The sequence below is a fragment of the Ponticoccus litoralis genome, assembly GCF_039769985.1.
GTDB classification, from domain to species: domain Bacteria; phylum Pseudomonadota; class Alphaproteobacteria; order Rhodobacterales; family Rhodobacteraceae; genus Ponticoccus; species Ponticoccus litoralis.
On record NZ_JBDNCH010000002.1, the window covers coordinates 3,809,793 to 3,832,862 of the forward strand.

Annotated in this window: 20 protein-coding genes, 1 tRNA gene and 3 pseudogenes; 7 read left to right on the plus strand and 17 right to left on the minus strand. The window is 68.6% G+C overall.

Translation table 11 applies throughout. The features are described from left to right. Positions 1 to 32 precede the first annotated feature (32 nt). Positions 33 to 431: a DoxX family protein gene (locus tag ABFB10_RS19940; protein WP_347167842.1), complete on the plus strand. Its 399-nt coding sequence runs from the start codon at positions 33 to 35 to the stop codon at positions 429 to 431. Positions 432 to 657: 226 nt separating this feature from the next. Here ABFB10_RS19940 and ABFB10_RS19945 read toward each other — a convergent pair whose 3' ends face one another. After that, a complete protein-coding gene (locus ABFB10_RS19945) occupies positions 658 to 2,133 on the minus strand; it encodes a carboxypeptidase M32 (RefSeq protein WP_347167843.1) in 1,476 nt (491 codons plus the stop codon). Beyond that, on the minus strand, positions 2,130 to 3,281 hold the full coding sequence (gene ctaA / locus ABFB10_RS19950; RefSeq protein ID WP_347167844.1) for a heme A synthase: 1,152 nt from the start codon (positions 3,279 to 3,281) through the stop codon (positions 2,130 to 2,132). The genes ABFB10_RS19945 and ctaA overlap by 4 nt, the downstream gene beginning before the upstream one ends. Positions 3,282 to 3,536: 255 nt before the next feature. Here ctaA and ABFB10_RS19955 point away from each other — a divergent pair, with 255 nt between their 5' ends. Next, positions 3,537 to 3,854 (plus strand): SH3 domain-containing protein, encoded by a 318-nt coding sequence (locus ABFB10_RS19955; protein ID WP_347167845.1) that lies wholly within the window; start codon positions 3,537 to 3,539, stop codon positions 3,852 to 3,854. Positions 3,855 to 3,959: 105 nt separating this feature from the next. Here the strand turns inward: ABFB10_RS19955 and ABFB10_RS19960 are convergent. Next, a pseudogene (locus tag ABFB10_RS19960) lies at positions 3,960 to 4,710 on the minus strand (RNA methyltransferase). Between the two features lie 145 nt (positions 4,711 to 4,855). Between ABFB10_RS19960 and ABFB10_RS19965 the strand changes: the two are divergent. Next, positions 4,856 to 5,473, plus strand: coding sequence for a thiamine phosphate synthase (locus ABFB10_RS19965; protein WP_347167846.1), 618 nt, complete (start codon positions 4,856 to 4,858; stop codon positions 5,471 to 5,473). A 60-nt stretch (positions 5,474 to 5,533) separates the two neighbouring features. Here the strand turns inward: ABFB10_RS19965 and olsA are convergent, their stop codons facing one another. The 3 genes and pseudogenes from olsA to ABFB10_RS19980 form a co-directional block, all read right to left on the minus strand. Beyond that, positions 5,534 to 6,355: a lyso-ornithine lipid O-acyltransferase gene (olsA, locus tag ABFB10_RS19970; protein WP_347167847.1), complete on the minus strand. Its 822-nt coding sequence runs from the start codon at positions 6,353 to 6,355 to the stop codon at positions 5,534 to 5,536. Then, entirely contained in the window at positions 6,352 to 7,104 is a 753-nt protein-coding gene (gene olsB, locus ABFB10_RS19975; RefSeq protein WP_347168076.1) for an L-ornithine N(alpha)-acyltransferase, read from the minus strand. The genes olsA and olsB overlap by 4 nt, the downstream gene beginning before the upstream one ends. Before the next feature lie 144 nt (positions 7,105 to 7,248). Then, a pseudogene (locus tag ABFB10_RS19980) lies at positions 7,249 to 7,433 on the minus strand (DUF3553 domain-containing protein). A gap of 29 nt (positions 7,434 to 7,462) precedes the next feature. On the opposite strand from ABFB10_RS19980, the gene ABFB10_RS19985 reads away from it, so the two are divergent. Continuing rightward, complete coding sequence (locus tag ABFB10_RS19985) at positions 7,463 to 8,068, plus strand: histidine phosphotransferase family protein (RefSeq protein ID WP_347167848.1); 606 nt, start codon at positions 7,463 to 7,465, stop codon at positions 8,066 to 8,068. Positions 8,069 to 8,106: 38 nt separating this feature from the next. On the opposite strand, the gene ABFB10_RS19990 is transcribed toward ABFB10_RS19985, so the two are convergent. The 8 genes and pseudogenes from ABFB10_RS19990 to ABFB10_RS20025 all read right to left on the minus strand — a co-directional run bounded on the left by ABFB10_RS19990 (position 8,107) and on the right by ABFB10_RS20025 (position 14,792). Then, the gene (locus ABFB10_RS19990) at positions 8,107 to 9,372 is read right to left on the minus strand and encodes a glutamate-5-semialdehyde dehydrogenase (protein ID WP_347167849.1); all 1,266 of its coding nucleotides are present in this window, start codon (positions 9,370 to 9,372) and stop codon (positions 8,107 to 8,109) included. Positions 9,373 to 9,446: 74 nt separating this feature from the next. Next, positions 9,447 to 10,554 (minus strand): annotated as a pseudogene (proB, locus tag ABFB10_RS19995) (glutamate 5-kinase). After that, positions 10,542 to 11,588, minus strand: a complete 1,047-nt coding sequence (gene obgE, locus ABFB10_RS20000; protein ID WP_347167850.1) for a GTPase ObgE — start codon at positions 11,586 to 11,588, stop codon at positions 10,542 to 10,544. Before obgE ends, proB begins: the two are co-directional and overlap by 13 nt. Positions 11,589 to 11,657: 69 nt before the next feature. Beyond that, a complete protein-coding gene (locus ABFB10_RS20005) occupies positions 11,658 to 12,182 on the minus strand; it encodes a GNAT family N-acetyltransferase (RefSeq protein WP_347167851.1) in 525 nt (174 codons plus the stop codon). Between the two features lie 10 nt (positions 12,183 to 12,192). Then, complete coding sequence (locus tag ABFB10_RS20010; protein ID WP_347167852.1) at positions 12,193 to 12,729, minus strand: GNAT family N-acetyltransferase; 537 nt, start codon at positions 12,727 to 12,729, stop codon at positions 12,193 to 12,195. 163 nt (positions 12,730 to 12,892) lie between these two features. Next, positions 12,893 to 13,162, minus strand: a complete 270-nt coding sequence (gene rpmA / locus ABFB10_RS20015) for a 50S ribosomal protein L27 (RefSeq protein ID WP_023850923.1) — start codon at positions 13,160 to 13,162, stop codon at positions 12,893 to 12,895. 25 nt (positions 13,163 to 13,187) lie between these two features. Next, a complete protein-coding gene (locus ABFB10_RS20020) occupies positions 13,188 to 13,781 on the minus strand; it encodes a 50S ribosomal protein L21 (protein ID WP_347167853.1) in 594 nt (197 codons plus the stop codon). A gap of 204 nt (positions 13,782 to 13,985) precedes the next feature. Then, complete coding sequence (locus ABFB10_RS20025) at positions 13,986 to 14,792, minus strand: hypothetical protein (protein WP_347167854.1); 807 nt, start codon at positions 14,790 to 14,792, stop codon at positions 13,986 to 13,988. Positions 14,793 to 15,065: 273 nt separating this feature from the next. On the opposite strand from ABFB10_RS20025, the gene ABFB10_RS20030 reads away from it, so the two are divergent. Next, positions 15,066 to 15,155 (plus strand) — tRNA-Ser (locus tag ABFB10_RS20030). Between the two features lie 706 nt (positions 15,156 to 15,861). On the opposite strand, the gene ABFB10_RS20035 is transcribed toward ABFB10_RS20030, so the two are convergent. Beyond that, a complete protein-coding gene (locus ABFB10_RS20035; RefSeq protein WP_347167855.1) occupies positions 15,862 to 16,452 on the minus strand; it encodes a PAS domain-containing protein in 591 nt (196 codons plus the stop codon). Continuing rightward, entirely contained in the window at positions 16,440 to 18,413 is a 1,974-nt protein-coding gene (locus tag ABFB10_RS20040; protein ID WP_347167856.1) for a CheR family methyltransferase, read from the minus strand. Before ABFB10_RS20040 ends, ABFB10_RS20035 begins: the two co-directional genes overlap by 13 nt. 77 nt (positions 18,414 to 18,490) lie before the next feature. Between ABFB10_RS20040 and ABFB10_RS20045 the strand changes: the two genes are divergently transcribed. Together ABFB10_RS20045 and ABFB10_RS20050 are read left to right on the plus strand one after the other, a co-directional pair. Continuing rightward, on the plus strand, positions 18,491 to 18,853 hold the full coding sequence (locus ABFB10_RS20045; protein WP_347167857.1) for a response regulator: 363 nt from the start codon (positions 18,491 to 18,493) through the stop codon (positions 18,851 to 18,853). A gap of 82 nt (positions 18,854 to 18,935) precedes the next feature. Further along, positions 18,936 to 21,170 carry an ATP-binding protein gene (locus ABFB10_RS20050; RefSeq protein WP_347167858.1) on the plus strand — a complete coding sequence of 745 codons (2,235 nt, stop codon included), beginning with the start codon at positions 18,936 to 18,938 and terminating at the stop codon, positions 21,168 to 21,170. Here ABFB10_RS20050 and ABFB10_RS20055 read toward each other — a convergent pair. Beyond that, positions 21,154 to 23,070, minus strand: a complete 1,917-nt coding sequence (locus tag ABFB10_RS20055; RefSeq protein ID WP_347167859.1) for a putative bifunctional diguanylate cyclase/phosphodiesterase — start codon at positions 23,068 to 23,070, stop codon at positions 21,154 to 21,156. The genes ABFB10_RS20050 and ABFB10_RS20055 overlap by 17 nt on opposite strands.

Below are 23,070 nucleotides of genomic sequence, written 5' to 3' on the forward strand. Positions count from 1 at the left end.
TCATCTTACCATTCCATCAAGGAACCGATGACATGACACTTCAGAACTCCGGGCTTCTGGTTGCCCGTATCCTCCTTGGCCTGCTGTTTCTCGTGGCGGGCTGGGGCAAGCTGGCCGATGTGCAGGGCTTTGCCGGTTACATGGCCTCGGGCGGCGTGCCCGCCTTCCTTGCCTTGCCCGTGGTGCTGTTCGAGATCCTTGGCGGGCTGGCCCTGATCCTCGGCCTGCTGACCCGCCCGGTCGCGCTGGCGCTTGGCCTGTTCTCGGTGGCGACGGCGGTGATGTTTCACTCGCCCGCGGACCCGGCACAGATGACCAACTTCCTGAAGAACATGGCGCTGGCCGGCGGTTACCTGGCGATCGCGATCACCGGCGCGGGCGCCTGGTCGGTGGATCGACGCCTGGGCTGGGGCACAGCCGTTCGGGCATGATCCCCGATCCCGCCACCTGTTTTCAGGGAATCCGCGAATGCGGCAAACCTATTCCAAAGCATAGGGGACCACGCGCCGACTTCGCGCTAGGCTGATCGGAACGGCACCGGTACGGCGTTCCATCACTCACGAACAGCATGGCGCCCGGCGGGGGCAGGGTTTCGCACCCTGCCCCCGTCGTTTGAAGATCCGCGCCACGGTCCGGGGCGGCGCGGCCCATACGGTGTTACAGCCCGTAGAGGCCCGAGAACTTCTCTTCGAGATAGTCCAGCAGCGGCCCTTCCGAAGGTGCCTGACCCGCGGCGCGCTCGATCACCGCGCGCGGGCTGTAGAGCCCGCCGTGGCGTTGCAGGTTCTCGCGCAGCCAGCCCGTCGCAGCCGAGGTGTCGCCGCGCGCCAGCCCCTCGTCGAGATCCGGCACCGCCTTGCGCAGCGCCGCATAAAGGCATCCCGCATAGACATTGCCCAGCGAGTAGGTCGGGAAATAGCCGAACAGCCCTGCCGACCAGTGCACATCCTGCAGGACGCCATGCGCGGGCCGGTCGACGGCAAAACCGAAGTCCGCCTCGAAGCGGTCGTTCCAGGCGGTTTCAAGGTCGTCCACCGCAAGATCGCCCGAGATCAGCGCGCGTTCCAGATCGAAGCGCAGAAGAACGTGCAGGTTGTACTGCAACTCGTCCGCCTCGGTGCGGATATAGCCGTTCTGGACCCGGTTCACCGCGCGGTAAAAGTCTTCCTCGGTCGAAACGCCGATGTCGGGGCCGAAGGTGTCGCGCATCTGGCCGTAGAGCCAGCCGCAGAAGGCGCGCGAGCGGCCAAGCTGGTTCTCGAAGATGCGGCTCTGGCTTTCGTGGACGCCCATGGAGACGCCCCCGCCCAGCGGGGTCAGCCGGTAGGCCGGATCGATGTTCTGCTCGTAGCTGGCGTGGCCGACTTCGTGGATCGTCGAGTAAAGGCAGTTGAAAGGCTCCAGCGGCACGGTGCGGGTGGTGATGCGCACGTCGTCGCCGCTGCCGGAACTGAAGGGGTGCACGGCCTTGTCCACCCGCCCGCGCGCCATGTCGTAGCCGAAGGTCTTGGCCAGCAGGCGCGACAGGTTCATCTGCCCCTGCTCGTCGAAACTGCCGGTAAGGCCCGGCATCGGCGGCTTCGACAGAACCGCCTCGCGCAGGGCGACCAGCCGGGGACGCAGCGCGCCGAACATCTCGACAAGATCGGCGGCTTTCGCCCCCGGTTCGTAGTCGTCCAGCAGCGCATCGTAGGTGTCGCCGCCATCCGCCAGCGCCTCGCCCTCGGCCCGGCGCAGGGCCACGACCTCTTTCAGGACCGGCGCGAAGGCGGCGAAATCGTCGTCGGCGCGGGCCTCGGCCCAGACCACATGCGCCCGGCTGACCAGCCGCGCGATATCGCTGGCCAGCTTTTCCGGCACCCGCGCCGCGCGCTCATAGCTGCGGCGGATATGGCGGACCTGAGCTGCGGCCACCGGATCCTCGGGCTGGCCCACCTGCGCCAGCCAGTCGCCGATGCGCGGATCGGTGCGGCGCTGGTGCAGCACAGCCTCCATCGCCGCGCGCTCGTCGCTGCGCTGGTCCGCCGCGCCGCGCGGCATCATCGTCTCCTGATCCCAGCTGAGCCGACCGGCGATCTGCGCCAGCGCCTCTGTGTCACGCTGGAAGGCCATCAAGTTGTCGTATGCCGTCATGCCGTCTTTCGTCCCCTCACCGACTGTTCCACCGGATACCGCGCCGCGAAACGCGCCCGCAGGATCACCGCCCACAGCAGCACCGCGCCCAGCTGGTGCAGGATCGCCACGTGCCAGGGTGCCGCATAAACAACCGTGACGATACCCAGCGCCACTTGCAGGAGCAATGCCGCAAGCACGGCGTTGAACCGGAACCGCGTGTCGGTGTTCGGAGAGCGGCGCCCGCGCAGCCAGACGACCACGCCGAAGATGGCCAGCAGGTAGCCCGCCATCCGGTGCATGAACTGCACAAGACCCGCGTTCTCGAAGAAGTTCCGCCAGAGCGGCTCCAGCACCAGCATATCCGACGGCCAGAGCCCGCCTTCCATCAGCGGCCAGCTGGGATAGTTGCGGCCCGCGTCGATGCCCGCCACCAGCGCGCCCAGCAGGATCTGCAGGAAGGCGAAGTGCAAGAGGCCCGTGGACATGCTGAAGAGCTTCGGCTCGGCCAAGCGGCGCGCCTGCATCAGAACCCGTTCCTCGCGGCCCAGCGAATAGACGTACCAGGCGATGAAGCCGAGGATCACGAAGGCAAGGCCAAGATGCGTGGCCAGCCGGTAAGAGGCCACGCTGACGCGCTCGCCCACCAGCCCCGAGGACACCATCCACCAGCCAATCGCCCCCTGCGCGCCGCCGAGGACCCCCAGCAGAAGCAGGCGGGAATTCCAGCCCGTCGGGATCTTCTTCGTGGCGAGGAAGAACAGGAAGCCCGCCGCCCAGACAAGACCGATGACCCGGCCAAGCTGCCGGTGGCCCCATTCCCACCAGTAGATGAACTGGAACTCGGACAGGCTCATGCCCTGGTTCTGCAACTGGTATTGCGGCGACTGGCGGTACTTCTCCATCTCCGCGGCCCAGGCCTCGGCGCTCAGCGGCGGCAGGGCGCCTGTCACCGGACGCCATTCGGTGATCGACAGGCCGGAATCCGTCAGCCGGGTCAGGCCGCCCACGGCGATCATGACCACGACCAGCGCGAACAGCACCCACAGCCAGGCGCGGATGGCGCCCCGCGCCCCGCGCCGTCCGGCGTCGATCATGCCGCCCGCCGGTGGCTGGGTCGGGCGTCCGCCCTCCCCGACTTCCTCGAAAAGCTTGCGATTTGTGGCCATCGGTCCCTCCGGTTTCGCGCGGACACTAGTGCCGGTGACGCGGGGCTTCAAGCGAGGCGCTATGCCGCGCCGAGCACGCGCAACCCGGTTCGAAGCCGCGCGACAGAGGGTCAGGAATACCGCAGTCAGGCTTTCCGGACTTATGGGACAGGGGCGCGGAGGGTAGATTGAGGGCACCAGATACGCAGACCAGTGCCAAGACAGACAGTTCCCAGGATCACATCACCAAAGACATCGTCCAAAGGATCTCATCCCATGAAAACCCTCATTGCCTCCGCCATTTTCGCCGCCGCAACCCTTGGTGCCTCCGCCGCCTCCGCGACCCAGGCCTGGGTCGGCCACAGCGCCCTGAACGCCCGCTCGGGCCCCGGCACCCATTACCACGTCCTGGGCACCTTCAATCCCTGCACCCCGGTGCATGTGGTGGCCTACAAGCACGGCTGGGCCAAGGTCGCCTACCAGCACAACTATTACTGGGTCTCCGCCAAGTACCTGCAGGGCAAGAGCTGCTACCAGAAGCCGCAGTACAAGACCCACCAGAAGAAGCACCACGGCGGCGGCTACGGCTACTGATCGCCTGACGGGGATCCAGCCCGGGCCCGCGCCGATCCTGTCGAACGCACCCGACCGGTGCCTCCTCCCTGACCGGTCCGGTGCCCTCGCGGACTGAGCCCCGTCTCAGTCCGCGTCTTTGTCTTTCCAGCGCACGATCTGACGCATCATCCCGTGGAGCATCTGCACGTCGGCGCGGGTCAGCGGCATCCGCGACCACATGTTGCGCAGGTTGAGCTTCATCGCCGGGGCCTTGGTGGCGGGGAAGAAGAAGCCCGCCTCTTCCATCCGCTCCTCGTAGTGCCGCGCAAGATGGTCGACCTCGTGCTGGGCGGCGAACTCGGTGCCCGCCAGCGCCTCGACCACCGGCGCGGCCTCCTCGGGTGGCGCGCTGCCACTCGTAGGCGCAAAGCAGCACGCATTGCGCGAGGTTCAGCGAGGCGAAGGCCGGGTTGACGGGGACCGAGACGATGGCATTGGCCTGCGCCACGTCCTCGTTCTCCAGCCCCGCGCGCTCCGGCCCGAAGAGCACGGCCACCTTCTCGCCCGCCGCGATCCGGCGCGCGGTCTCGGCCATGGCCGCCTCGGGGGTGTAGACGGTCTTGGTCATGTCGCGCGGGCGCGCGGTCGTGGCCAGAACCCACGAGCAATCCGCCACGGCCCCGGCGATATCCTCCGACAGCTGCGCCTCGTCCAGAAGCCGCCCCGCGCCCGAGGACATGGCTACGGCGGAGGGATTGGGCCAGCCGTCGCGCGGCGCCACCAGCCGCATGCGGTCGAGGCCGAAGTTCCACATGGCGCGGGCCGCCGCGCCGATGTTCTCGCCCATTTGCGGGCGCACCAGCACGAAGGCCGGTTGGGGAGTGCCGGTTGCCATGGAGTCCTCCGGGATCAGGGTCGCGCCTGCCTAGACAAGCGCAGGCCCGCGGGCAAGGCCCCGGGACAGGCATCGCCACGACAAATCCCATGGTCAAAGGCGGTTGGAGCCGATATGAGACCCCCTGACCAGACGGGACCAGACGATGACCGACACCGCCGCCGCGCCGCAGCTCTACCTCGTGACACCGCCCGAGTTCGACCTCGGCAGCTTTCCCGCCCAGCTCGCCCGGGTGCTGGAGGGCGAAGAGATCGCCTGCCTGCGCCTGTCGCTGGCGACCCGCGACGAGGATCGCCTGACGCGCGCCGCCGACGCCGTGCGCGAGGTCGCCCATGCGGCAGAGGTGGCGCTGGTGATCGACACCCATGTGGTGCTGGCCGACCGGCTGGGCCTTGACGGGGTGCACCTGCTGGACGGCGCGCGCTCTGTCCGGGCGGCACGCAAGACGCTGGGGGCGGATGCCATCGTCGGCGCCTTCTGCGGGCAGTCGCGCCACGACGGCATGAACGCTGGCGAGGCCGGGGCGGACTATGTCTCTTTCGGTCCCGTTTCCGGCGTGCTGGGGGACGGCGCGCTCGCGGAACGCGCCCTGTTCGAATGGTGGTCCGAGATGATCGAGGTGCCGGTGGTGGCCGAGGGCGGGCTGACCGCCGAGGCGGTGGCCGAGCTGTCGCAGGTCACGGACTTCCTGTCGGTCGGCGAAGAGATCTGGCAGGCCGAGGACCCGCTGGCGGCGCTGCGCGGCCTTCTGGGCCGCGGCTGAGACGGGCCGCGAATTTCCACGGGAAATTCGGTCCGGAATTTTTGGAAAATTCCGGGCTGCTCAGCCGGACCGGTGGCCGTCTCGGACCTGTTGCTCCAACCGTTGCGCAAGGCTCTTGCGGTCCGCCGTCTCGGCCACGCGCAGCACCGGGTGCCGCACCACCGACACGCGGCCCTGCCGTGCCTGCGCCAGCACCATCAGCAGCGACGGCCCGAAATCCATGTCTCCCCACCAGCCGTAGAACCGCGCGTCGCGGCCTTCGGGCGCGTGATAGCGCAGGCTCATGGCCTGCACCTGCAATCGGTCGCGCAGGGGATCGGAAAGGAAGGCCGCGAAGAGCGTGGTCTTGAAGGGCAAGACCTGCATCCCGTCGGTCGAGGTGCCCTCGGGGAAGAACAGCAGCCGGTGCCCGGCCATCAGCCTGTCCTGGAACACCCGCGTCTGGGCCTGCGCCTCGCGGCGGTCGCGGTTGATGAAGACGGTCCCCGTCGCCCGCGCCAGCCAGCCGATGCCGGGCCAGCCCGCCACCTCGGCCTTCGATACGAAATAGACCGGCCCGAGGCTGTTCAGAACGAAAATATCCAGCCAGGACGTATGGTTGGCGACGATGGCGCCGGGGCCGGCCATGCCCGGCCCGCTCCGCGCCACCCGAAGCCCGATGATACGCAGCACCACCCGGCAGACCCCCACGGTCACATGCGGCGACAGCGGGCGGTGCAACCCGCAGAGCGGCCGCTCCAGCAGCCTCAGACCCATCAGGACGATCATGCCCCCGGTCAGCACCAGCAGCATGGCAGGCGCGCGCAGGGCGATCCGCAGCGCGCCCCCCACGCCGCGCCGGGGCGCCGGTGGCGGCGCGCCGCCGTCCCATGTGGCGCTCATTCCGCGCTGCCCCGGGTGTAAAGCGCCCGCTGGCGGCCATCCATGCGAGCGGTGTCCATGACAAGGCAGACATCCGTGGTGTTGAAGGCGTGGTCGATGAAGGCACCCTCGCCCACGCAGCCGCCCAGCCGCAGGTAGGCCTTGATCAGGGCCGGGATCTCGCGCATCGCCTGCCGCCGGTCGATGGCCGCTTCGGGCACGAGGTCCATGGGCTGGAAGGCCCGCGCGCGCACCCGCAGATCCGAGGGGGCGAGGTGGCGGTGGTGCAGGAAGGACAGCGGTCCGGCAAGGCCCTCCACATCCGTCCCGTGAAAGCTGGCGGTGCCGAAGAGCACTTCTATCCCATGCGCCAGCACATAGTCCGCCAGCCCCTGCCACAGCTGGAACATCGCCGTGCCGCCGCGATAATCGCGATGCAGGCAGGACCGGCCCAGTTCCAGCAGGCGCCGCCCGCTGCGCTTGAGCGCGGTCAGGTCGTATTCGTCCTCGGAATAGAACTGGCCGGCGGCCTCGGCCTGATCCTGACGCAGCAGCCGGTAGACGCCGATCACCCGCTCGCCATCGAGCGCCAGAAGGTGGTCGAAGAAGGGATCGAAGCGATCCTTTTCCAACCGCGCCCCGTGGTCGACCAACGGCCCGTCGCCGCCCAGTTCCTCGACGAAGACCTCGTAGCGCAACCGTTGTGCCGCCGCGATCTCTGCCGAGTCCCGCGCCAGCCGGACCGAGATCGCCTGCGTGCCCTCGCCCATGCCTTCGCTCCCTGTTGCGCCGCCGACCGCCTCGTAAAGAAGCGCGCGGGCCATATCAACCCTTGCCGCCAGAGCGCGCGCCCGCGCGATCTCCGACTTTCCCCTGTGTCGGCTTAACTATTTTTCAACCGGTGATACCATAGCTTAACCATCGTAGACCGGGACCAGCGTGACGCGGGCGCCATCAAGGACCACCTTGCCCTGCTCGCGAAAGTTCACGGTGATCCGGTACCGCCGATGTTGGATTGCACCTGCCCCAGGCCCCAATCCGGTTGCCCGGGGTGCCGGACAAGCATGCCCGGTTCGAGTAAAGAATTGAAGTCGTTCATGAAACTAACCTTTCAAGGCAAAGCAAACCATGTCCCTCAGCACCGCCCATCTTGCGACCCTCGTGGGGTCCCGCCTGTGTCACGACCTTATCAGCCCCATCGGCGCAATCCAGAACGGGCTGGAGCTTCTGGCGCTTTCCGGCGGCGATGCCTCGGGGCCGGAGATGGAGCTGATCCACGAGAGCTGCGGCAATGCCACCGCCCGCATCCGCTTCTTCCGAGTCGCCTTCGGCAGTGCCGGATCGACCCAGATGATGGGGCGGCGCGAGGTCCTGTCGATCTTCGAATCGCTGCTGAAGGACAGCCGGACCAGCGTCGACTGGCAGATCCAGGCCGATCTGCCCCGGGCCGAGGTGCAACTGGCCTTCCTTGCGTTCCTGTGCTGTGAAAGCGCCCTTCCGCAGGGCGGCAGGGTGCGCTTCGACCGCGATGCCGCCGGTTGGTCGATCGGGGCCGAGGGACCGCGCCTGAAGGTCGAGCAGCCGCTGTGGGACCACCTGAACGGCGCCGCGCCGCTGGAAAACCCCACCCCCGACCGGGTGCATTTCGTGCTGCTGGCCGTCCTCGCGGAGGACCGCGACCAGAAGCTTCTGGCACGGCTTCGCGACGAGACCCTGTCGATCAAGATCGCCTGACGCGCCGGACCGGGCGGGGCCCGGCACGCCTTGCGGTGTCAGCCGCGCACCGTGCCGTCGCCGGTCACGAGATACTTGAAGCTGGTCAGCTGTTCTGCGCCCACCGGGCCGCGCGCATGCATCTTGCCGGTGGCGATGCCGATCTCGGCGCCCATGCCGAACTCGCCGCCATCGGCGAACTGGGTCGAGGCGTTGCGCATCAGGATCGCCGAATCGAGGCGCTGGAAGAAGCGGTCGGCGGCGGCGTCATCCTCTGTCACGATGCAGTCGGTGTGGTTCGACCCGTAGCGGCGGATATGCGCGATCGCCCCGTCGATGTCCTCGACGACCTTCGCCGCGATGATCATGTCGAGATACTCGCAGCCCCAGTCGTCGGCGGTCGCCTCCTGCGTGCCCTCGATGGCGCGCAGGGTTTCGTCGGCGCGCACTTCGACCCCGGCCTCGAGCAGCGCGCGGATCACGCCCTGCCCGATGGTATCCACCACGTCGCGGTGGATCAGCAGGCATTCGGCGGCGCCGCAGATGCCGGTGCGCCGGGTCTTGGCGTTGCGGACCACCGCCAGCGCCTTGACCGGGTCGGCCTCCTTGTCGAGGTAGATGTGCACGATGCCTTCGAGGTGGGCAAAGACCGGCACCCGCGCCTCGCGCTGGACCAGCCCGACGAGGCCCTTGCCGCCGCGCGGCACGATGACGTCGATAAAATCGGTCATGGTCAGCATCTCGGAGACGGCGGCCCGGTCGCGCGTCGGCACCAGCTGGATCGCGTCCTCGGGCAGGCCCGCCGCCTTCAGCCCTTCCACAAGGCAGGCGTGGATGGCGCCGGAGGAATGGAAGCTTTCCGAGCCGCCGCGCAGGATCACCGCATTGCCCGCCTTCAGGCACAGGGCGCCCGCATCCGCCGTCACGTTGGGGCGCGATTCGTAGATCACGCCGACAACGCCCAGCGGGGTGCGCACGCGCTGGATGTGCAGGCCCGAGGGCCGGTCCCATTCAGAGGTCACGGCGCCGACCGGATCGTCCTGCGCCGCCACCGTGCGCAGGCTGTCGCAGATGCCCTTGATGCGGTCCTCGGTCAGGGTGAGCCGGTCCATCATGGCCTCGGTCAGGCCCTTTTCGCAGCCGAAGTCGAGATCCTTGGCATTGGCCGCGACGATCTCGGCCCGGCGCGCCCAGACCGCATCAGCGGCGGCCTCCAGCGCCTTTTGCTTGGCCTCGGATGGGGCAAAGGCAAGATCCGCAGCAGCCGCACGCGCGCGCGCGCCGATGTCATGCATCAGGGCGGGAATGTCGGTGAGATCCTTCATCGGTCTGGCCTTTTTGGAGAGCGTTCAGTGAGGTATTTTTACCAAGAAGAAGCAGAGGGCGCAAAGCGCTTCGGTCAGAGCGCCATGTCGTCGCGGTGGATCAGCACGGCCCGGCCCGGATAGCCGAGGATGGTCTCGATCTCGGCGCTTTGGTGGCCGGCGATGGCGCGGGCTTCGGCGGCGGTATAGCGTGTCAGCCCCTGCCCCAGACCGGTGCCGTCCTGCGCGCGGATCGTCACCGGATCGCCACGGCCAAAGCCGCCTTCGACCTGGGTCAGCCCCGCCGGCAGCAGCGATTTGCCCGAGGCCAGCGCGCGGCTGGCGCCCGCGTCGATGACCAGCGTGCCCTGCGGTTTCATCGCGGCGATCCAGCGCTTGCGGGCGGCATGCGGGTCCAGCTGCGGGGTGAAAAGCGTGGTGCGCTCGCCCTCCATGATCCGCCGCAGCGGGTGCGGCGCGGCGCCGTGGGCGATCAGCATGGCACAGCCCGAGGCGGTGGCGGTCTTGGCCGCCATGACCTTGGTCTTCATGCCGCCCTTGGACAGGCCGGACCCGGCGTCGCCCGCCATGGCCTCGATCTCGGGTGTGATCTGGTCGACCACGGCGAGGTGCTGCGCGGCGGGATCGCTGGCGGGATTGCCGGTGTAAAGCCCGTCGACATCCGAGAGCAGCACCAGCAGGTCCGAGCCTGCGGTGACGGCGATCTGCGCCGCGAGCCGGTCGTTGTCGCCGTAACGGATTTCATCGGTGGCCACCGTGTCGTTCTCGTTCACGATGGGCACGATGCCATGGGACAGCAGCGTCGCCAGCGTCGCGCGCGCATTCAGGTAGCGGCGCCGGTCGGCGGTGTCTTCGAGGGTCAGCAGCAGTTGCGCGGCGGTCAGCCCGTGCGGCGCCAGCGCGTCCTCCCAGTGCCCGGGCGAGGCGGATCTGCCCCACCGCCGCCGCCGCCTGGCTTTGTTCCAGCGGCAGGTCGGGTTCGGTCAGGCCCAGTACCTGCCGCCCCAGCGCGATGGAGCCCGAGGACACGAGGATCACCTCGGCGCCGCGCGCCTTCAGCGCCGCCACGTCCTCGGCGATGGCGGCCAGCCAGCCCGCGCGCAGCCCGCGCGTTTCCCGGTCCACCAGCAGGGCGGAGCCGATCTTGACCGTGACGCAGCGCGCGTCGGTCAGGGTTGCCACGAGCCGTCCTCCTCCGCGTCGGGGTCGGCGGGGCGATCGGCGGCGCGGCGGGCCTGAACATGGGGCGCAAGGGCGCGCAGCACCTCTGTCACACCCTCGTTGGTGGCGCCCGACATCAGCATGACGTCCCCGGCGCCCGCCGCTTCGAGTTCTTCCTTGAGGAAGGCGCGTTCCTCGTCGTCCAGCGCGTCGATCTTGTTCAGCACCGTCACGCGGGGCTTGTCCGACAGGCCCGCGCCATAGGCGTCAAGCTCGTCGCAGATGGTCTGCCAGTCCTCGATCAGCGTGCCCGAGGTGCCGTCGATCAGGTGCAGCAGCACGGCGGAGCGTTCCACATGGCCGAGGAAGATGTCGCCCAGGCCCCGACCTTCATGCGCGCCCTCGATCAGGCCGGGGATGTCGGCCACGACGAATTCGCGCCCGTCCGCCGAGACGACGCCGAGGTTCGGGTGCAGCGTGGTAAAGGGATAATCGGCAATCTTGGGCCGCGCGTTCGATGTCGCGGCGAGGAAGGTGGACTTGCCCGCGTTGGGCAGCCCCACCAATCCGACGTCGGCGATCAGCTTCAGCCGCAGCCAGAGCGTGCGCTCGACGCCCTCTTGCCCCGGGTTGGCGCGGCGCGGCCCCCGGTTGGTCGAGGTCTTGAAGCGCAGGTTGCCCCAGCCGCCGTTGCCGCCCTTGGCCAGAAGCACGCGGTCGCCCAGCGTGGCGAGATCGGCCACCACGGTTTCCTCGTCCTCTTCGAGGATCTCGGTGCCCACGGGCACGCGCAGCACGATGTCGTCGCCATCCTTGCCGGTGCGGTTGCGGCCCATGCCGCCCTGCCCGTTCTGCGCGAACCAGTGCTGCTGGTAGCGGAAGTCGATGAGCGTGTTCAGCCCATCCACCGCCTCGACCCAGACAGAGCCGCCGGTGCCGCCGTCGCCGCCGTCCGGGCCGCCGAATTCGATAAACTTCTCGCGCCGGAAAGAGATGCAGCCGTTGCCGCCCGAACCGGAGCGGATGTAGACCTTGCAGAGATCGAGGAATTTCATGGGTGGTGGCTTTCGTCAGGGCTGGCCCGCGCTTAACGGGTTTTGGTCAGGGGAACAAGCGAGGCCGCATCACGGCAGCGGCGCATCGGCGGGCAGATGGACCCGTTCGACCGGCACCGGACCGCCCCGGAAATGCGCATGGCGGCGCAGCGTTTCGGTCGGGCCGAGGAAGCCCAGCTTGGCCAGCACCCGCGCGGAGCCGGCGTTTCCGGTGATCCAGCCGGAGTGGATCGTGGCCCGGTGGCGTGCGCGGTGATCGGTCAGCATGGCCCGCGCCGCCTCTGTCATCAAGCCGCGGCCCCAGGCATCGACGCGCAGCCAGTAGCCCAGTTCCCAGCCCTCGGACCGGTCATCGGCAAAGCTGTTCGCCGCCTCGATGGTGATCACGCCGCAGGATGTCCCGCCCGCGTCGATGACGCGCGTGCCGGGGCCGCTGCCGAAGCGCGCGACGAAATCCCGTGCATGGGCCAGCCTGTAGGGGTGCGGCGGCGAGGTGAGCCATTGCTGCACCTCGAGCCGTGCGATTTCTGTCGCGATCCAGTCCGCGTCTCCGGCCCGAACAGGCCGGAGGACCAGCCGCTCTGTCCGGAGCATGGGCGTATCCTCAGAGTTTGCGCAGGTAGGTCCAGGTTGGCACCTTGGCGGCGCGCGAGACGGAATAGGCTTCGGCATCGCCGATGTATTCGAAGCCGCAGTTCACCAGCACCCGGGCCGAGGCCGGGTTGTCCTGAAAGACACTGGCGAACATCGTGGCGTTCTTCATCGGGTTGGCCTCGACCAGCGCGCGCACCGCTTCCGAGGCGAGGCCGGTGTTCCAGAACGGCGGCGCGACCCAGTAGCCGACCTCGGACTGGTTGCCCTCCATCCGTTCCAGCGCGATCACGCCCATCAGTTCGGCACCGCCGGACTTGGTCGCATCCATGGCCCAGATATCCTCGACCCGTTCCGGCGCGATGGCGCGGGTGACATAGGCCTCGGTCGCGCCGGGCGGCAGCGGATGCGGAATAGAGGTGGTCATGGTCGCCACGCGTTTGTCGCCGGAATAATGCTCCAGCAGGCCCATGTCGGACCGACGCAGCGGGCGCAGGTCGAAACGATCCGTTTCAACCGTCGGCTGATCCATGACGTTATGAAGGCCCATCTGCACTCTCCTCTCGTGCAACCGCCTGTAATTCGGGCCTTTGCAGGCCCTGCGGATACAAGTCGTTTCTGTTCAGAATGTGACCGATCCGTGCCGAACAAACGGCACAGGGGACCGGCCATCAGACCGATCCCCCGAATATCCTGCGACGTCGTCGGTCGGTTTACTCCGCGGCCTCGGCCACCGGCAGCACCGAAATGAAGGTGCGGCCCTTGAGGCCCTTGCGGAAGTTCACGGCGCCTTCGGCGGTTGCGAAGATCGTGTGATCCTTGCCCATGCCAACGCCTTCGCCCGGCCAGAACTTCGTGCCGCGCTGGCGCACGATGATGTTGCCCGGAATCGCAGCCTGGCCACCGTACAGTTTCACGCCAAGACGGCGTCCGGCGGAGTCGCGACCGTTGCGGGAGGAACCGCCTGCCTTTTTATGTGCCATGTGTCTCTCTCCTTGCTATCGCGGCTTACGCCAGCGTCTTTGCCTGTTCGACCCACTCGGCCTTCACCTTGGCGCCCTCGAAGGTCTCGGGGTCGACTGCGGCGAGGGCGGCGAAGGTGGTGACGCCGGCTTCGTTCAGCTTCTTGGCGGCGGCGGGGCCGACACCGGTGATCTGCGTCAGGTCGTCGCCCTCGGCTGCGGGGGCGGCTGCCTTGGCGGCCTTTGCCTTCGCCGGGGCGGCGTCAGCAGCGGCCTTCGGCGCGGAACCCGCACCAACGGCGGCCTTCACGCCGGTCTTGTCGCCGCCTTCGGACAGGATCTCGGTGATCCGCAGAAGGGTCAGCTGCTGGCGGTGGCCCTTGGTGCGCTGCGAGCTGTGCTTGCGGCGGCGCTTCACGAAGTGGATGAGCTTGTCACCCTTGACCTGATCCACGACCTCGGCCTGAACGGCAGCACCGGCCACGAGCGGCGCACCGACGACGGGGCTGTCGCCACCGATCATCAGGATGTCGTTGAACTGGACGGTTTCACCGGCATCGGCTGCCAGCTTTTCCACCCGGAGCGTATCGCCGGCTGCAACCTTGTACTGCTTGCCACCGGTTTTCATCACCGCGAACATGCGCGTCTTCCTTTTCTCTCCCGCGTTCTGCGGCCCCCGGGGTTCCGGGCGTTTCGGGCCGGGCTACCGTGCCGCCTCGAACAGCGTGCCCCATCGGGGCATCGATTGACCAAAAACAAAAGGCGGGGCCGAAGCCCCGTCTTGTGTGCCTTTCTCTATCCCCGGCGCGCTTGCGTTGTCAAGCCCTTCGCCCCGCCGGTCCGCCTAGAGATCCTGCCCCTGCATCTGCTGCGCCGCCACCGGGCCAAGCGCATAGGACAGATCGTCGTACATGGCATTGAAGGCGGCAAACAGGGCCTGGTTCAGCGCCCTGCCCTCTTCCGAGGCCGAGACCTCGATATAGGTGTCCAGCGTCTCGTCGTCGAGCGGATCATAGGCCATCAGCAGGAAGGCGTGCAGCCATTCCTCGGTGTCGAAGCGGGTCTCTTCCTCCTGCGCCCAGACGTCGCTGATGATGTCGCCCTCGGACAGTTGCATCGCGCCGCCGTCGACGAGGCCGCTGTAGAACTGGAACGAGGCATTGAGCGCCCCCGCCACGTTCGCCTCCAGCAGGTCGTTGACCGCGATGAACCGCCCCAGCTGGTCAAGCCGCGGATCCTCGTCGACCTGCGCGGCACGGAAGCCGTCGCGCGCGGCCTGCTCGACGTCGTCGTCGATCAGGGCCCGGCGCGCTTCCAGCTCCAGCCCGACGATGCGCTGCCCGGTCTCGCCCTCGAAGAAGCTCAGCAGCGGGTCGAGATCGGTGCCCGCGATGGCCTCGGCAAAATCCTCGCGGACGGCGGCTTCCATCCGGGTGGTGTCGTAGACATCGTCCAGCATCCCGGTCCAGCGCGCCGAGGCGCTGTCGGCGAACATGTCCCGCCCCAGCTCGTCGCCGTATGCCATGCCCTCTTCGCGCATGATCCCGATCATCTCGGGCAGCCGCAGGGCCTCGAACAGGTCGTCGACCGGTTCGGCCCCGGCGGGCAGCGCCCAGAGCGCGGACAGTCCGAAGGACGTCAGTGCCCCCATCGCGGAAGGCCCGCCCTGAGTCCTGCCATTGTTCCGAAGCCTTGCCGACATATCCGTCATGCTCCTGCCTGTGCCTGCTGATATCTCGATGACCTAGAGCAGGCGGTGTCCGGCAACAAGCGCCCCTGTCGGTTTTGCGCAAGAGCACGCCCATCCCGGGCCGGTCGGCCCCGCTCCGGCAGGGGGCGCCCGGGGATCCCGCAAACTTTCTTTGCAAATGCTGTTGCAAGCGGAATCCGAATTGGCTAAACGCCCCGCTACCAAGACCCCCGCGGAGAGGTGCCGGAGTGGTCGAACGGGGCGGTCTCGAAAACCGTTGTCCCTTCACGGGGACCCGGGGTTCGAATCCCTGTCTCTCCGCCACTTCCCCCAAGGCCTTGATGCCAAGGGGGAAAAGCAAGCGATCCCCATAAATCCGCCCTGTCCATCACGGACCACAAGGGTACGGCTGGAACATGCCCGCTTTCAGCCAAACCAGTAAGCCGGGAACCGTCCGGTTTCTCTGCATGGCCGCCCCCATGGACCTGGTCGGGAAGGTCACGCCTTGGGTCGCCAGATTTTTCGACAATGAAATCGAGAGCGGGCTTGGATGTTCAGCCCCGGCCTCTCTGTCCAGCCCGGCCTTGGAATAGGCCCCGCGCCCTGTGCCCTGTGCCGGTCGCAGGGCGCGCGCGCCGCAGCCGGTGACGCTGCGATCCCTGACATCGGCACCCCCCGGTTGATACTGGCGGACCTGCTTTCCCTCCGGCGCAAAGCCCCCTGCCGCCGGCAGCCATCCCCGGCGGCGCGCCCGCGCGATGCCCGCGTGTGCCGCCGGTTTCGATTTCTCTGGCCCACAGGTGCTGCCCTCCGCACCCAGCCCCTTGCCGCCCCCGACCTCCCGCAGGCGACATCACCCCCGTCTTCGCAGACACAGCGGATGGCTCTCGCGGCGCGTCTTGCCACGGCCTGCGCATTGCCGATCGGCCTGCCAAGGGGATCCGTCAGGCGGATCGGCCAGACGGATATGTCCGGTGCGCGCTTCTGGCCGCGCCGGGGGTCTCGGCGCGACCGGGACAGTCCGGCGCCCCTACAGGTAGCGGATCACGATCACCGCGCCCGGAAAGGAATTGCCGTCGGACGGGCGCAGCGGCGAAACCAGAACCGCCGTCCGGCGGCCCTCGACCTCGCCCTCCGCCTCTTGCGGTTCGCCGCTTTCCGCAACCCGGGCGACGAGATCGGGCAGGTCGACAAACCCCAGCCGCGGGCTGATCACGGACAGAGGGCGGTCGGTATCATGGGCGACCATGCCGAAGTCGCGCGACATCAGGCGGCTGAAGCGCTGGATGCGGCCCTCGGGGTCCACCTGGATCACCCCCATCCTCATCAGGTCCATCACGAATTCTGTGCTGTCGTTCAGCTCGGACAACTGCTGGATCTTGCGCTCGTGCTCGGAGCTGACAGAGACGAGCTCTTCGTTGACCGCGTGCAGCTCTTCGTTCGAGGCCTGCAGTTCCTCGTTCGAGGCCTGCAACTCTTCGTTCGAGGCCTGCAACTCCTCGTTCGAGGCCTGCAACTCCTCGCCGCTGGCCTCCAGTCGCTCGGTCACCTGCTTCAGGGTCTGTTCGCTCAGGCGCAGGTCGCGCTCCAGCTCGCGGACCCGCCCCGTCACAAGGGACATGTCGTCGCTGCTGACCGGGCTGGCCCCGGCGGGGGCGGCAGGACCTCTTCGCCGCCCTCCATCGTGACCGCCACTAGCATGATCTTGACCCGGGCGCTTTGCTCCAGCGCCTCGATCCGCACCGTGCATTGCTGCTGGCGGCCCGCCACAAGCGTCACCGTCACGCTGCGGGTAAAGACCTCCAGTGCGCCCTGCCGCAGCTTTTCCATGCCGACCTTGATCGGGAAATGAAGATCCGGGTGAACGATGTCCTCGACGGTCCAGTCCGCGAGGTTGTTCATCGTGTCGACGAAGGCGGCGGCGGCGCCGAACCAGCCCAGCACCGTGCCTTCCCCTGTCACCAGAATCGAAGAGGGCGCGTAGCGGCGCAGCAGCAGGTTGTAGCTTTTGATCAGGACGTCGCGGTTCCGGATATCCGCGATATCGGCGATCATCGTGCGATCCTGCGCCACCGAACGGCTGCGGTTGACGATCGGCTCTGTCCGGGACTGCGGCAGGCTTTGCTGGTGCATCGCGGCGGGGTCGACGAAACGCCTGTCGGTGGTCTTGCGATACAACCGCCAGCGCGCGTCGACAGTGGCGAATTCCTCGGTAAAGCGCCCGACGCTTTCCGAGCCGCCCAGCATCAGGTGCCCGTCATGGCGCAGGCCGAACAGGAACATCGACAGCACCTGCGCCTGCGGCTCTTCGCGCAGGTAGATGAACAGGTTGCGGCAGGAAATCAGGTCGAGGTTCATGAAGGGCGGATCGCGCAGCACATCATGGGTCGAGAAGATCATCTTCTGCCGCAGCACCGGATCAACGACGAAGAGGTTGCCCTGCCTTTCGAAGTATCGCGACAGGTGCCCGGACGGCATATTGGCCAGCGCGGAGGGGGTGTAGATGCCCAGCGAGGCGCGCTCCAGCGAACCGCGATGCACATCCGTGGCGATGATGCGGAACTTGCGGTTCGACTTGGCCTTCTCAAGCGCCTCGGTCAGTTCGATGGCGATGGTATAGGCCTCTTCACCGCTGGCGCAGGCGGGCACCCAGATGCGGATCGGCGTGCCGTCGTGTTCGGCCCCGGCCAGCGGGTCCAGCAGCTTTTGCCGCAGCGCCACAACCGCCTCTGGGTCGCGGTAGAACTGGGTCACGCCGATCAGCAGGTCCTGATACAGCTGGTCGAGGGCGGTCTTGTCGCTGGCAAGAAAGGCCGCGTAGTCCTCCAGCCGCTCAAAGCCGCGCAGCTGCTGGCGGCGCTGGATGCGGCGCTGCACATTGGCGTGGCGATAGGCGGTGAAGTCGATTTTGCGGTTTTCCTCGAGCAGGCGCATGATCCGCGCCAGCGCCCCCTCCTCGGCCTCGGCGCCGCTGCGGGCGCCGCTGGCCTCGCGCAGAAGCTCGGCGATGGCCCGTGGCATGTCACCGGCGGACAGGACGCGCGTGGCCGCGCCTTCGCCGATCGCCGCAAGCGGCATGGAATCGAAACGCGCCTCTGTCGGGGTCTGGGCGAGGACGGGAATGCCCCCGGCCTTCAGGATCCGCGCGCCCTTGGCCCCGTCGCGGCCCGAACCGGAGAGCACGACGCCAAGGCTGAAGCCACCGCTTCGCCCGGCCAGCGACTGAAACACCGCGTCGACGGGCAGATGCGGACGCGTGGCCTCGTCGGAATAGGCGGTTTCGCGGAAGCGGTCGTCGACGATCTCGACATAGGCGTTCGGACGGTTGAGGTAGATCGTGTCCGGCTCGATCGCCAGCCCGTCCTCGACCGGCCGGATCGCAAGGCGCGAGCGCCGGGCCAGAAGCTCATCCATGCGCGACCGGTACTCGGGCGACAGATGCTGGACCACGACAAAGGCCCAGCCCGCGGACAGCGGCGCGGCCTCGAAGAAGGCCTCGAGCGGCTCAAGCCCGCCGGTACCGACGCACCGATGACAACGAGCGGTATTCCCTGTGCGGCGGGTTCCTGTTGTGCCATGCACCCCCTACAGCCCGTATCTTTTCCCTTTGCACACTAATATCACACATTTGCGTGAATTCTTCAATCCGGAGGCGAAGCATGGCGCGTATCCTGATCGCGGACGACGATGCCGACTATCGTGCCGCCTTCATCACCGCGATGCAGGCACTGGGCCACGCGGTCACCGGGGTGGCCTCCGGTCAGGAGGTGCTTCCGGCGCTGGCCCGCTGCCCGGCGGACATCGTCTTTCTCGACGTCCTGATGGAGGGCGGCGGCGCGCTGTCCACGCTGCACAGCCTGCACGCGCACGACCCCGCGCTGCCCGTCGTCATCGTGACCGGCCACATGGAGCTTGTGCTTTCGCCGCTGTTCACCGAAGGGTTGCGGCTGGCCTCGGCCCGGTTCCACAAGACAGAGCCGCTGTCGTCCTTCGACCGGACCGTGCGCCGCCTGACCGCATGACCGGACGCCACGCCGCCCCGGCGCCTGCCGAAACCGACCGCCCCCGGCCCCGACCCGGCTGCGCCGCGCGCGGCTGATGCGCGTGTCGCGCATCGCCGCGGGGATGGCCCCGGCCATCGCCCTTGTCACGCTGCTGCTGGGATGGGGGATCCGCATCGACCGGGTGTTGCGTCAGGCGCCCGATCTGCCGGTCATGGTGCCTTCGACCGCCGGTGCGGTCGTGCTGCTGGCGCTGTCCCTCGTCCTGCCCGCCGACCACCCCCGCGCCGGGCTGGTGCGGCGGCTCTGCGCGGCTGCGGTCCTTGCGATCTGCGGCTGGGCGGTGGCCAGCGGCGCTGTCACCGCCGCCGGGGACCGCATGTCACCGGCCACGGCCCTGCTGCTGACGCTGGCGGCGCTGGTCTCGCTGATGCCGCCGGGCCGCCCGGGATGGGTCGGCCTGTCGACGGCGGGCCCGGTGCTGGCCCTCTTCGCTCTGGAAAGCTGGCTGCTGGATCTCACGGCAACGCAAAGCGTCGGCGTGCTGACCGGCCTCTCGCTGCCCACCGCCATCAGCCTCGCGCTGATCTTCGCCGCCACGCTGCTGCGCGCGCCGGACCGGGGCTGGGTCGCGCTGGCCACCGCAGAGGGCACCGGCAGCCGGACCGCGCGCACGGTGCTGCCGCTTGCAATCCTTCTGCCCGTCCTCGGCGCCTGGCTGACAATCATGGCCACGCGCCAGGGGCTGTTTCCCACCACGCTCGGCCTGACCGCGGGCGCGGCCCTGCTGGGGCTGGTCTCTGCCGCGCTGGTCCTCAGGCTGGCGCGGGCGCAGAACCGCGAAGAGCGCGCCGCGCTCGAACAGGGCCGCCGCGTCGCACAGCTGCTGGACGCCATTCCCATGGCGGTCGTCGTCTTCGACGCCAAGGCCGAGATCACCGCCTCGAACCGGGCCGCGTGCGACCTTGCCGGAGCGGAACGCTCGGTCGCCGCCTGGCTGCGCGAGGCCCGCTTCCTCGACCCCGAGACCCGCAAGCCGCTGGCCGCCGCGCAGCGCCCGGTGGAGGCGCTTGTTGTGGCGCGGCGCGAGACCGGCAGGCTGGTGGGGCTGTTCGATGACACCGCGCGCATGCGGGTCCTGCGGTTTCACTGCGAGACCCTGCGCCCCGCGGGCCCCGATGCCGGATCGCTGGTGCTGACCGTCACCGACCAGACCGACAGCGTCACCCTGCAGGACCGCCTGTCCGGCGTGCAGCGCCGCGAGGCGCTTGGCCAACTGGCCGGCGGCGTCGCGCACGAGCTGTCCAACGTGCTGGGCGTGGTGCGCCTGGCCACCGACACCGGCCTGATGCAGACCGAGGCGGCGCCGATGCGGCAGGCGCTGGAAACCGCCCGCGACGCCTGCGCGCGCGGCAGCGACCTGACCCGGCGCATGATGGCCTTCGGCAGCGATCCCTCACATGAGGCACCGCCGGACGATGCGCTTGCCCTGATCGGCGGCGCGCTTCGGCTGATCCGCCCGTCGCTGCCTGCCGAGTACCGGCTGGACGCCAGCCTTCCGGAAGAGAGCATCGGCGCGATCCGGCGCGGGATCGACCTGCAAACCGCCCTGCTGAACCTCGTGCTGAACGCCCGCAGCGCGCTGTCACAGGCCGCGCGCGCCGAAGGGCGCATCGCGGTTCTTGTCCGGCGCGAGGGCGACACGCTGGTCCTGACGGTGCGCGACGATGGCCCCGGCATGTCCGCCGAGGCGCTCGAACAGGCGCAGGATCCCGTCTTCGGCAGCCGCCAGATGCAGGACGGCAGCGGCCTTGGCCTGTCGCTGACCGCCGCCTTCGCCCGCGAGATGGGCGGCAGCCTGCGGCTGTCCTCGCGCCTTGGCCATGGCACGGAGGCGGTGCTGCGCCTGCCGATGGGCCCGGCAGCCCCCACCCCGGAAGACTGCGACACCACCCCCGCCCCGGCGGACGGGCTGTCCGACCGCCGCGCGCTGGTGGTCGAGGACGATCCCCAGTTCCGCGCCATGCTGGTCGAGGCCCTGCGGCTCATGGGGCTGGAGGTGACGCCGGTCGGGCAGCCCGACGCGGCGCTCGACGCCCTCGACCGGGGACCGCGCTTCGACCTTCTGATCACCGATATCCGGCTGGGCGGCCCGGTCGACGGCCACCGCCTTGCCGCGCTTGCCCTTGACCGCCAGCCCGGCCTGCCGGTGCTGTACCTGTCGGGCTATGCCGAAACGCAGGTCCCGCCGGAACGGATCGTGCCCGGGGTGATGCTGCGCAAGCCTTCCTCGATCGACGCCCTGCGCCGCGCGGTCTCCGTCACCCTTCGCGCCTGACAAGGGTCGGCGCCCCCGCCGCCGCGAAGGCGCCAAGGTCCAGCGGGCGGATCAGCGCATCCAGCCGGTCGGCGGGGGCCGGTGCGGACAGCAGGTAGCCCTGCACAAGGCGGCAGCCCATGGCCTGAAGCCGCTGCAGCTGGGCCTCTGTTTCCACCCCCTCGGCGACCACCGTCAGCCCGGACCGGCCCGCAAGGGTCAGCAGCGCCTCGACGATGGCGGCGTCGGTCTCGCTCTCGCTCATCCGGTTCACGAAACTGCGGTCGATCTTGATGCAGTCGATGGGCCAGCCGCTGAGGTGGCGCAGCCCGCCGTAGCCGGTGCCGAAGTCGTCCAGCGCCACCCGCGCACCGCGGCGGCGCAGTTCCTCGAGCGACCGGAAGATCTGGCCGTTCGGCGCGCCCATCATGATGGTTTCCGTCACCTCTATGACGATGCTGTCCCAGTCGATGCCGGGGTTGTCGGACAGCAGCGCCTGAAGGTCGAAGACGAACTCCGGGTTGATCAGGTCGAAGCTGGTGACATTGATCGACAGGGTCGGTCGCGCGGGGTTGCGCTGCCGCAGGTCCGACAGGTCCGACAGCGCGCGGGCGGTCAGCACATGGGTCAGAAGCTCGGCATTCTCGTGATCGAGGAAGATGCCCGGGAATTGCTCGGGCGTCATCAGCCCGAAGTCGGCATCGCCCCAGCGCGCCAGCATTTCGACGCCATGGCAGGCACCCGTCCGAAGATCGTAGATCGGCTGGTAATAAGGCCGGATCAGCCCGTCATGCGCGGCCTGCCGGAACCGCCGTCCGATGGCCCGGGGGTTGAAGGCCTGATGCCGCGCCGGATCAAAGACCGTCTGGGCCCCGCGCCCGTCGCTTTTCGAGATATAGAGCGCGCTGTCCGCCAGTTCGTACAGCGTGGTGCCGTCGCGGGCGTGGTCGGGAAAGATCGCGGCCCCCATGCTGACCTTGCCAAGGTCCGGTTTGCCCAGGGTTGCCGTGGCGCGCAGGATCGCGGTGCGGCAGCGCTTCATCACCGCCTCGAGGTAGCCGGCGCCGCGTTTCGGGATATCGAGCAGGATCGCGAATTCATCGCCGCCGATCCGCCCGATTTCGGCGCTTTCGGGCAGCGCGAAGCCAAGCGCCAGCGACAGGGTGCGCAGGTAGGAATCACCGAACTGGTGCCCGTAGAGGTCATTCACGGATTTGAAATGGTCGACGTCGAGGATGATCAGCGCAAGGGGGTCCTGCGCCGCGCCGATCCGCGCCTGATAGCCCGCCTCGAAGGCGGTCTTGTTCTGCAGCCCGGTCAGGGGATCGGTGCGGTTCAGGCGTTCCAGCCGGTTGATCTGCTGCCGGGCGGCGATCAGGTCCAGCTCCAGCTCGACCTTGCTGATGACCCCGCCGAGATGCAGCCCCACCAGCCGCGCCGCGCGGGCCATCTTTTCCAGCAACGGGCCGGTGTCGGCGGGTCGGACCGCCGCCGGGGCGCGCAGCGCGACGACGCCCATGATCTCGCCGCCCTCGGTGTCGAAGGAGCACAGAAACGCCGTATCCCCGCCCAGCGGCGCGGTACAGGCCATGGAGCCATCCGGTCCCGGGGCCATTCCCGGCGGTTGGGTGCCGGCAATCGCCGCCAGCAGGTGCCTGCAGGCCAGCCGGTGCAGCGCCGCCCTGCCGGGGCCCCGGCCCGGCGCGTCATCCGCCCCCTCATCCGATCCGTCAGCCACCCCGTCTTCCGACCGGGCCCCTGGCACGTCGTCCCGCGCGACCTCCAGCCATGTCACGATCACCACGTCCTCTACCGGGACAAGGGCGCGCATCATGGAGCCCGCCGTGCTCACCCCCTGCCGCACGAGATGCAGCAGGGCCGCCGCGCGGTCGTCGCGCCCGGGAAGGGCGGACCCGCTCAA

Coding starts and splice junctions, on each gene's coding strand:
- ABFB10_RS19945 (WP_347167843.1), bottom strand. CDS start 2,133: ATGACGGCATACGACAACTTGATGGCCTTCCAGCGTGACACAGAGGCG.
- ABFB10_RS19955 (WP_347167845.1), top strand. CDS start 3,537: ATGAAAACCCTCATTGCCTCCGCCATTTTCGCCGCCGCAACCCTTGGT.
- ABFB10_RS20035 (WP_347167855.1), bottom strand. CDS start 16,452: ATGTCCCTTGTGACGGGGCGGGTCCGCGAGCTGGAGCGCGACCTGCGC.
- ctaA (WP_347167844.1), bottom strand. CDS start 3,281: ATGGCCACAAATCGCAAGCTTTTCGAGGAAGTCGGGGAGGGCGGACGC.
- rpmA (WP_023850923.1), bottom strand. CDS start 13,162: ATGGCACATAAAAAGGCAGGCGGTTCCTCCCGCAACGGTCGCGACTCC.
- ABFB10_RS19965 (WP_347167846.1), top strand. CDS start 4,856: ATGACCGACACCGCCGCCGCGCCGCAGCTCTACCTCGTGACACCGCCC.
- ABFB10_RS19940 (WP_347167842.1), top strand. CDS start 33: ATGACACTTCAGAACTCCGGGCTTCTGGTTGCCCGTATCCTCCTTGGC.
- ABFB10_RS20045 (WP_347167857.1), top strand. CDS start 18,491: ATGGCGCGTATCCTGATCGCGGACGACGATGCCGACTATCGTGCCGCC.
- ABFB10_RS20005 (WP_347167851.1), bottom strand. CDS start 12,182: ATGCTCCGGACAGAGCGGCTGGTCCTCCGGCCTGTTCGGGCCGGAGAC.
- obgE (WP_347167850.1), bottom strand. CDS start 11,588: ATGAAATTCCTCGATCTCTGCAAGGTCTACATCCGCTCCGGTTCGGGC.
- ABFB10_RS20025 (WP_347167854.1), bottom strand. CDS start 14,792: ATGGGGGCACTGACGTCCTTCGGACTGTCCGCGCTCTGGGCGCTGCCC.
- ABFB10_RS19985 (WP_347167848.1), top strand. CDS start 7,463: ATGTCCCTCAGCACCGCCCATCTTGCGACCCTCGTGGGGTCCCGCCTG.
- olsA (WP_347167847.1), bottom strand. CDS start 6,355: ATGAGCGCCACATGGGACGGCGGCGCGCCGCCACCGGCGCCCCGGCGC.
- ABFB10_RS19990 (WP_347167849.1), bottom strand. CDS start 9,372: ATGAAGGATCTCACCGACATTCCCGCCCTGATGCATGACATCGGCGCG.
- ABFB10_RS20020 (WP_347167853.1), bottom strand. CDS start 13,781: ATGTTCGCGGTGATGAAAACCGGTGGCAAGCAGTACAAGGTTGCAGCC.
- olsB (WP_347168076.1), bottom strand. CDS start 7,104: ATGGGCGAGGGCACGCAGGCGATCTCGGTCCGGCTGGCGCGGGACTCG.
- ABFB10_RS20010 (WP_347167852.1), bottom strand. CDS start 12,729: ATGGGCCTTCATAACGTCATGGATCAGCCGACGGTTGAAACGGATCGT.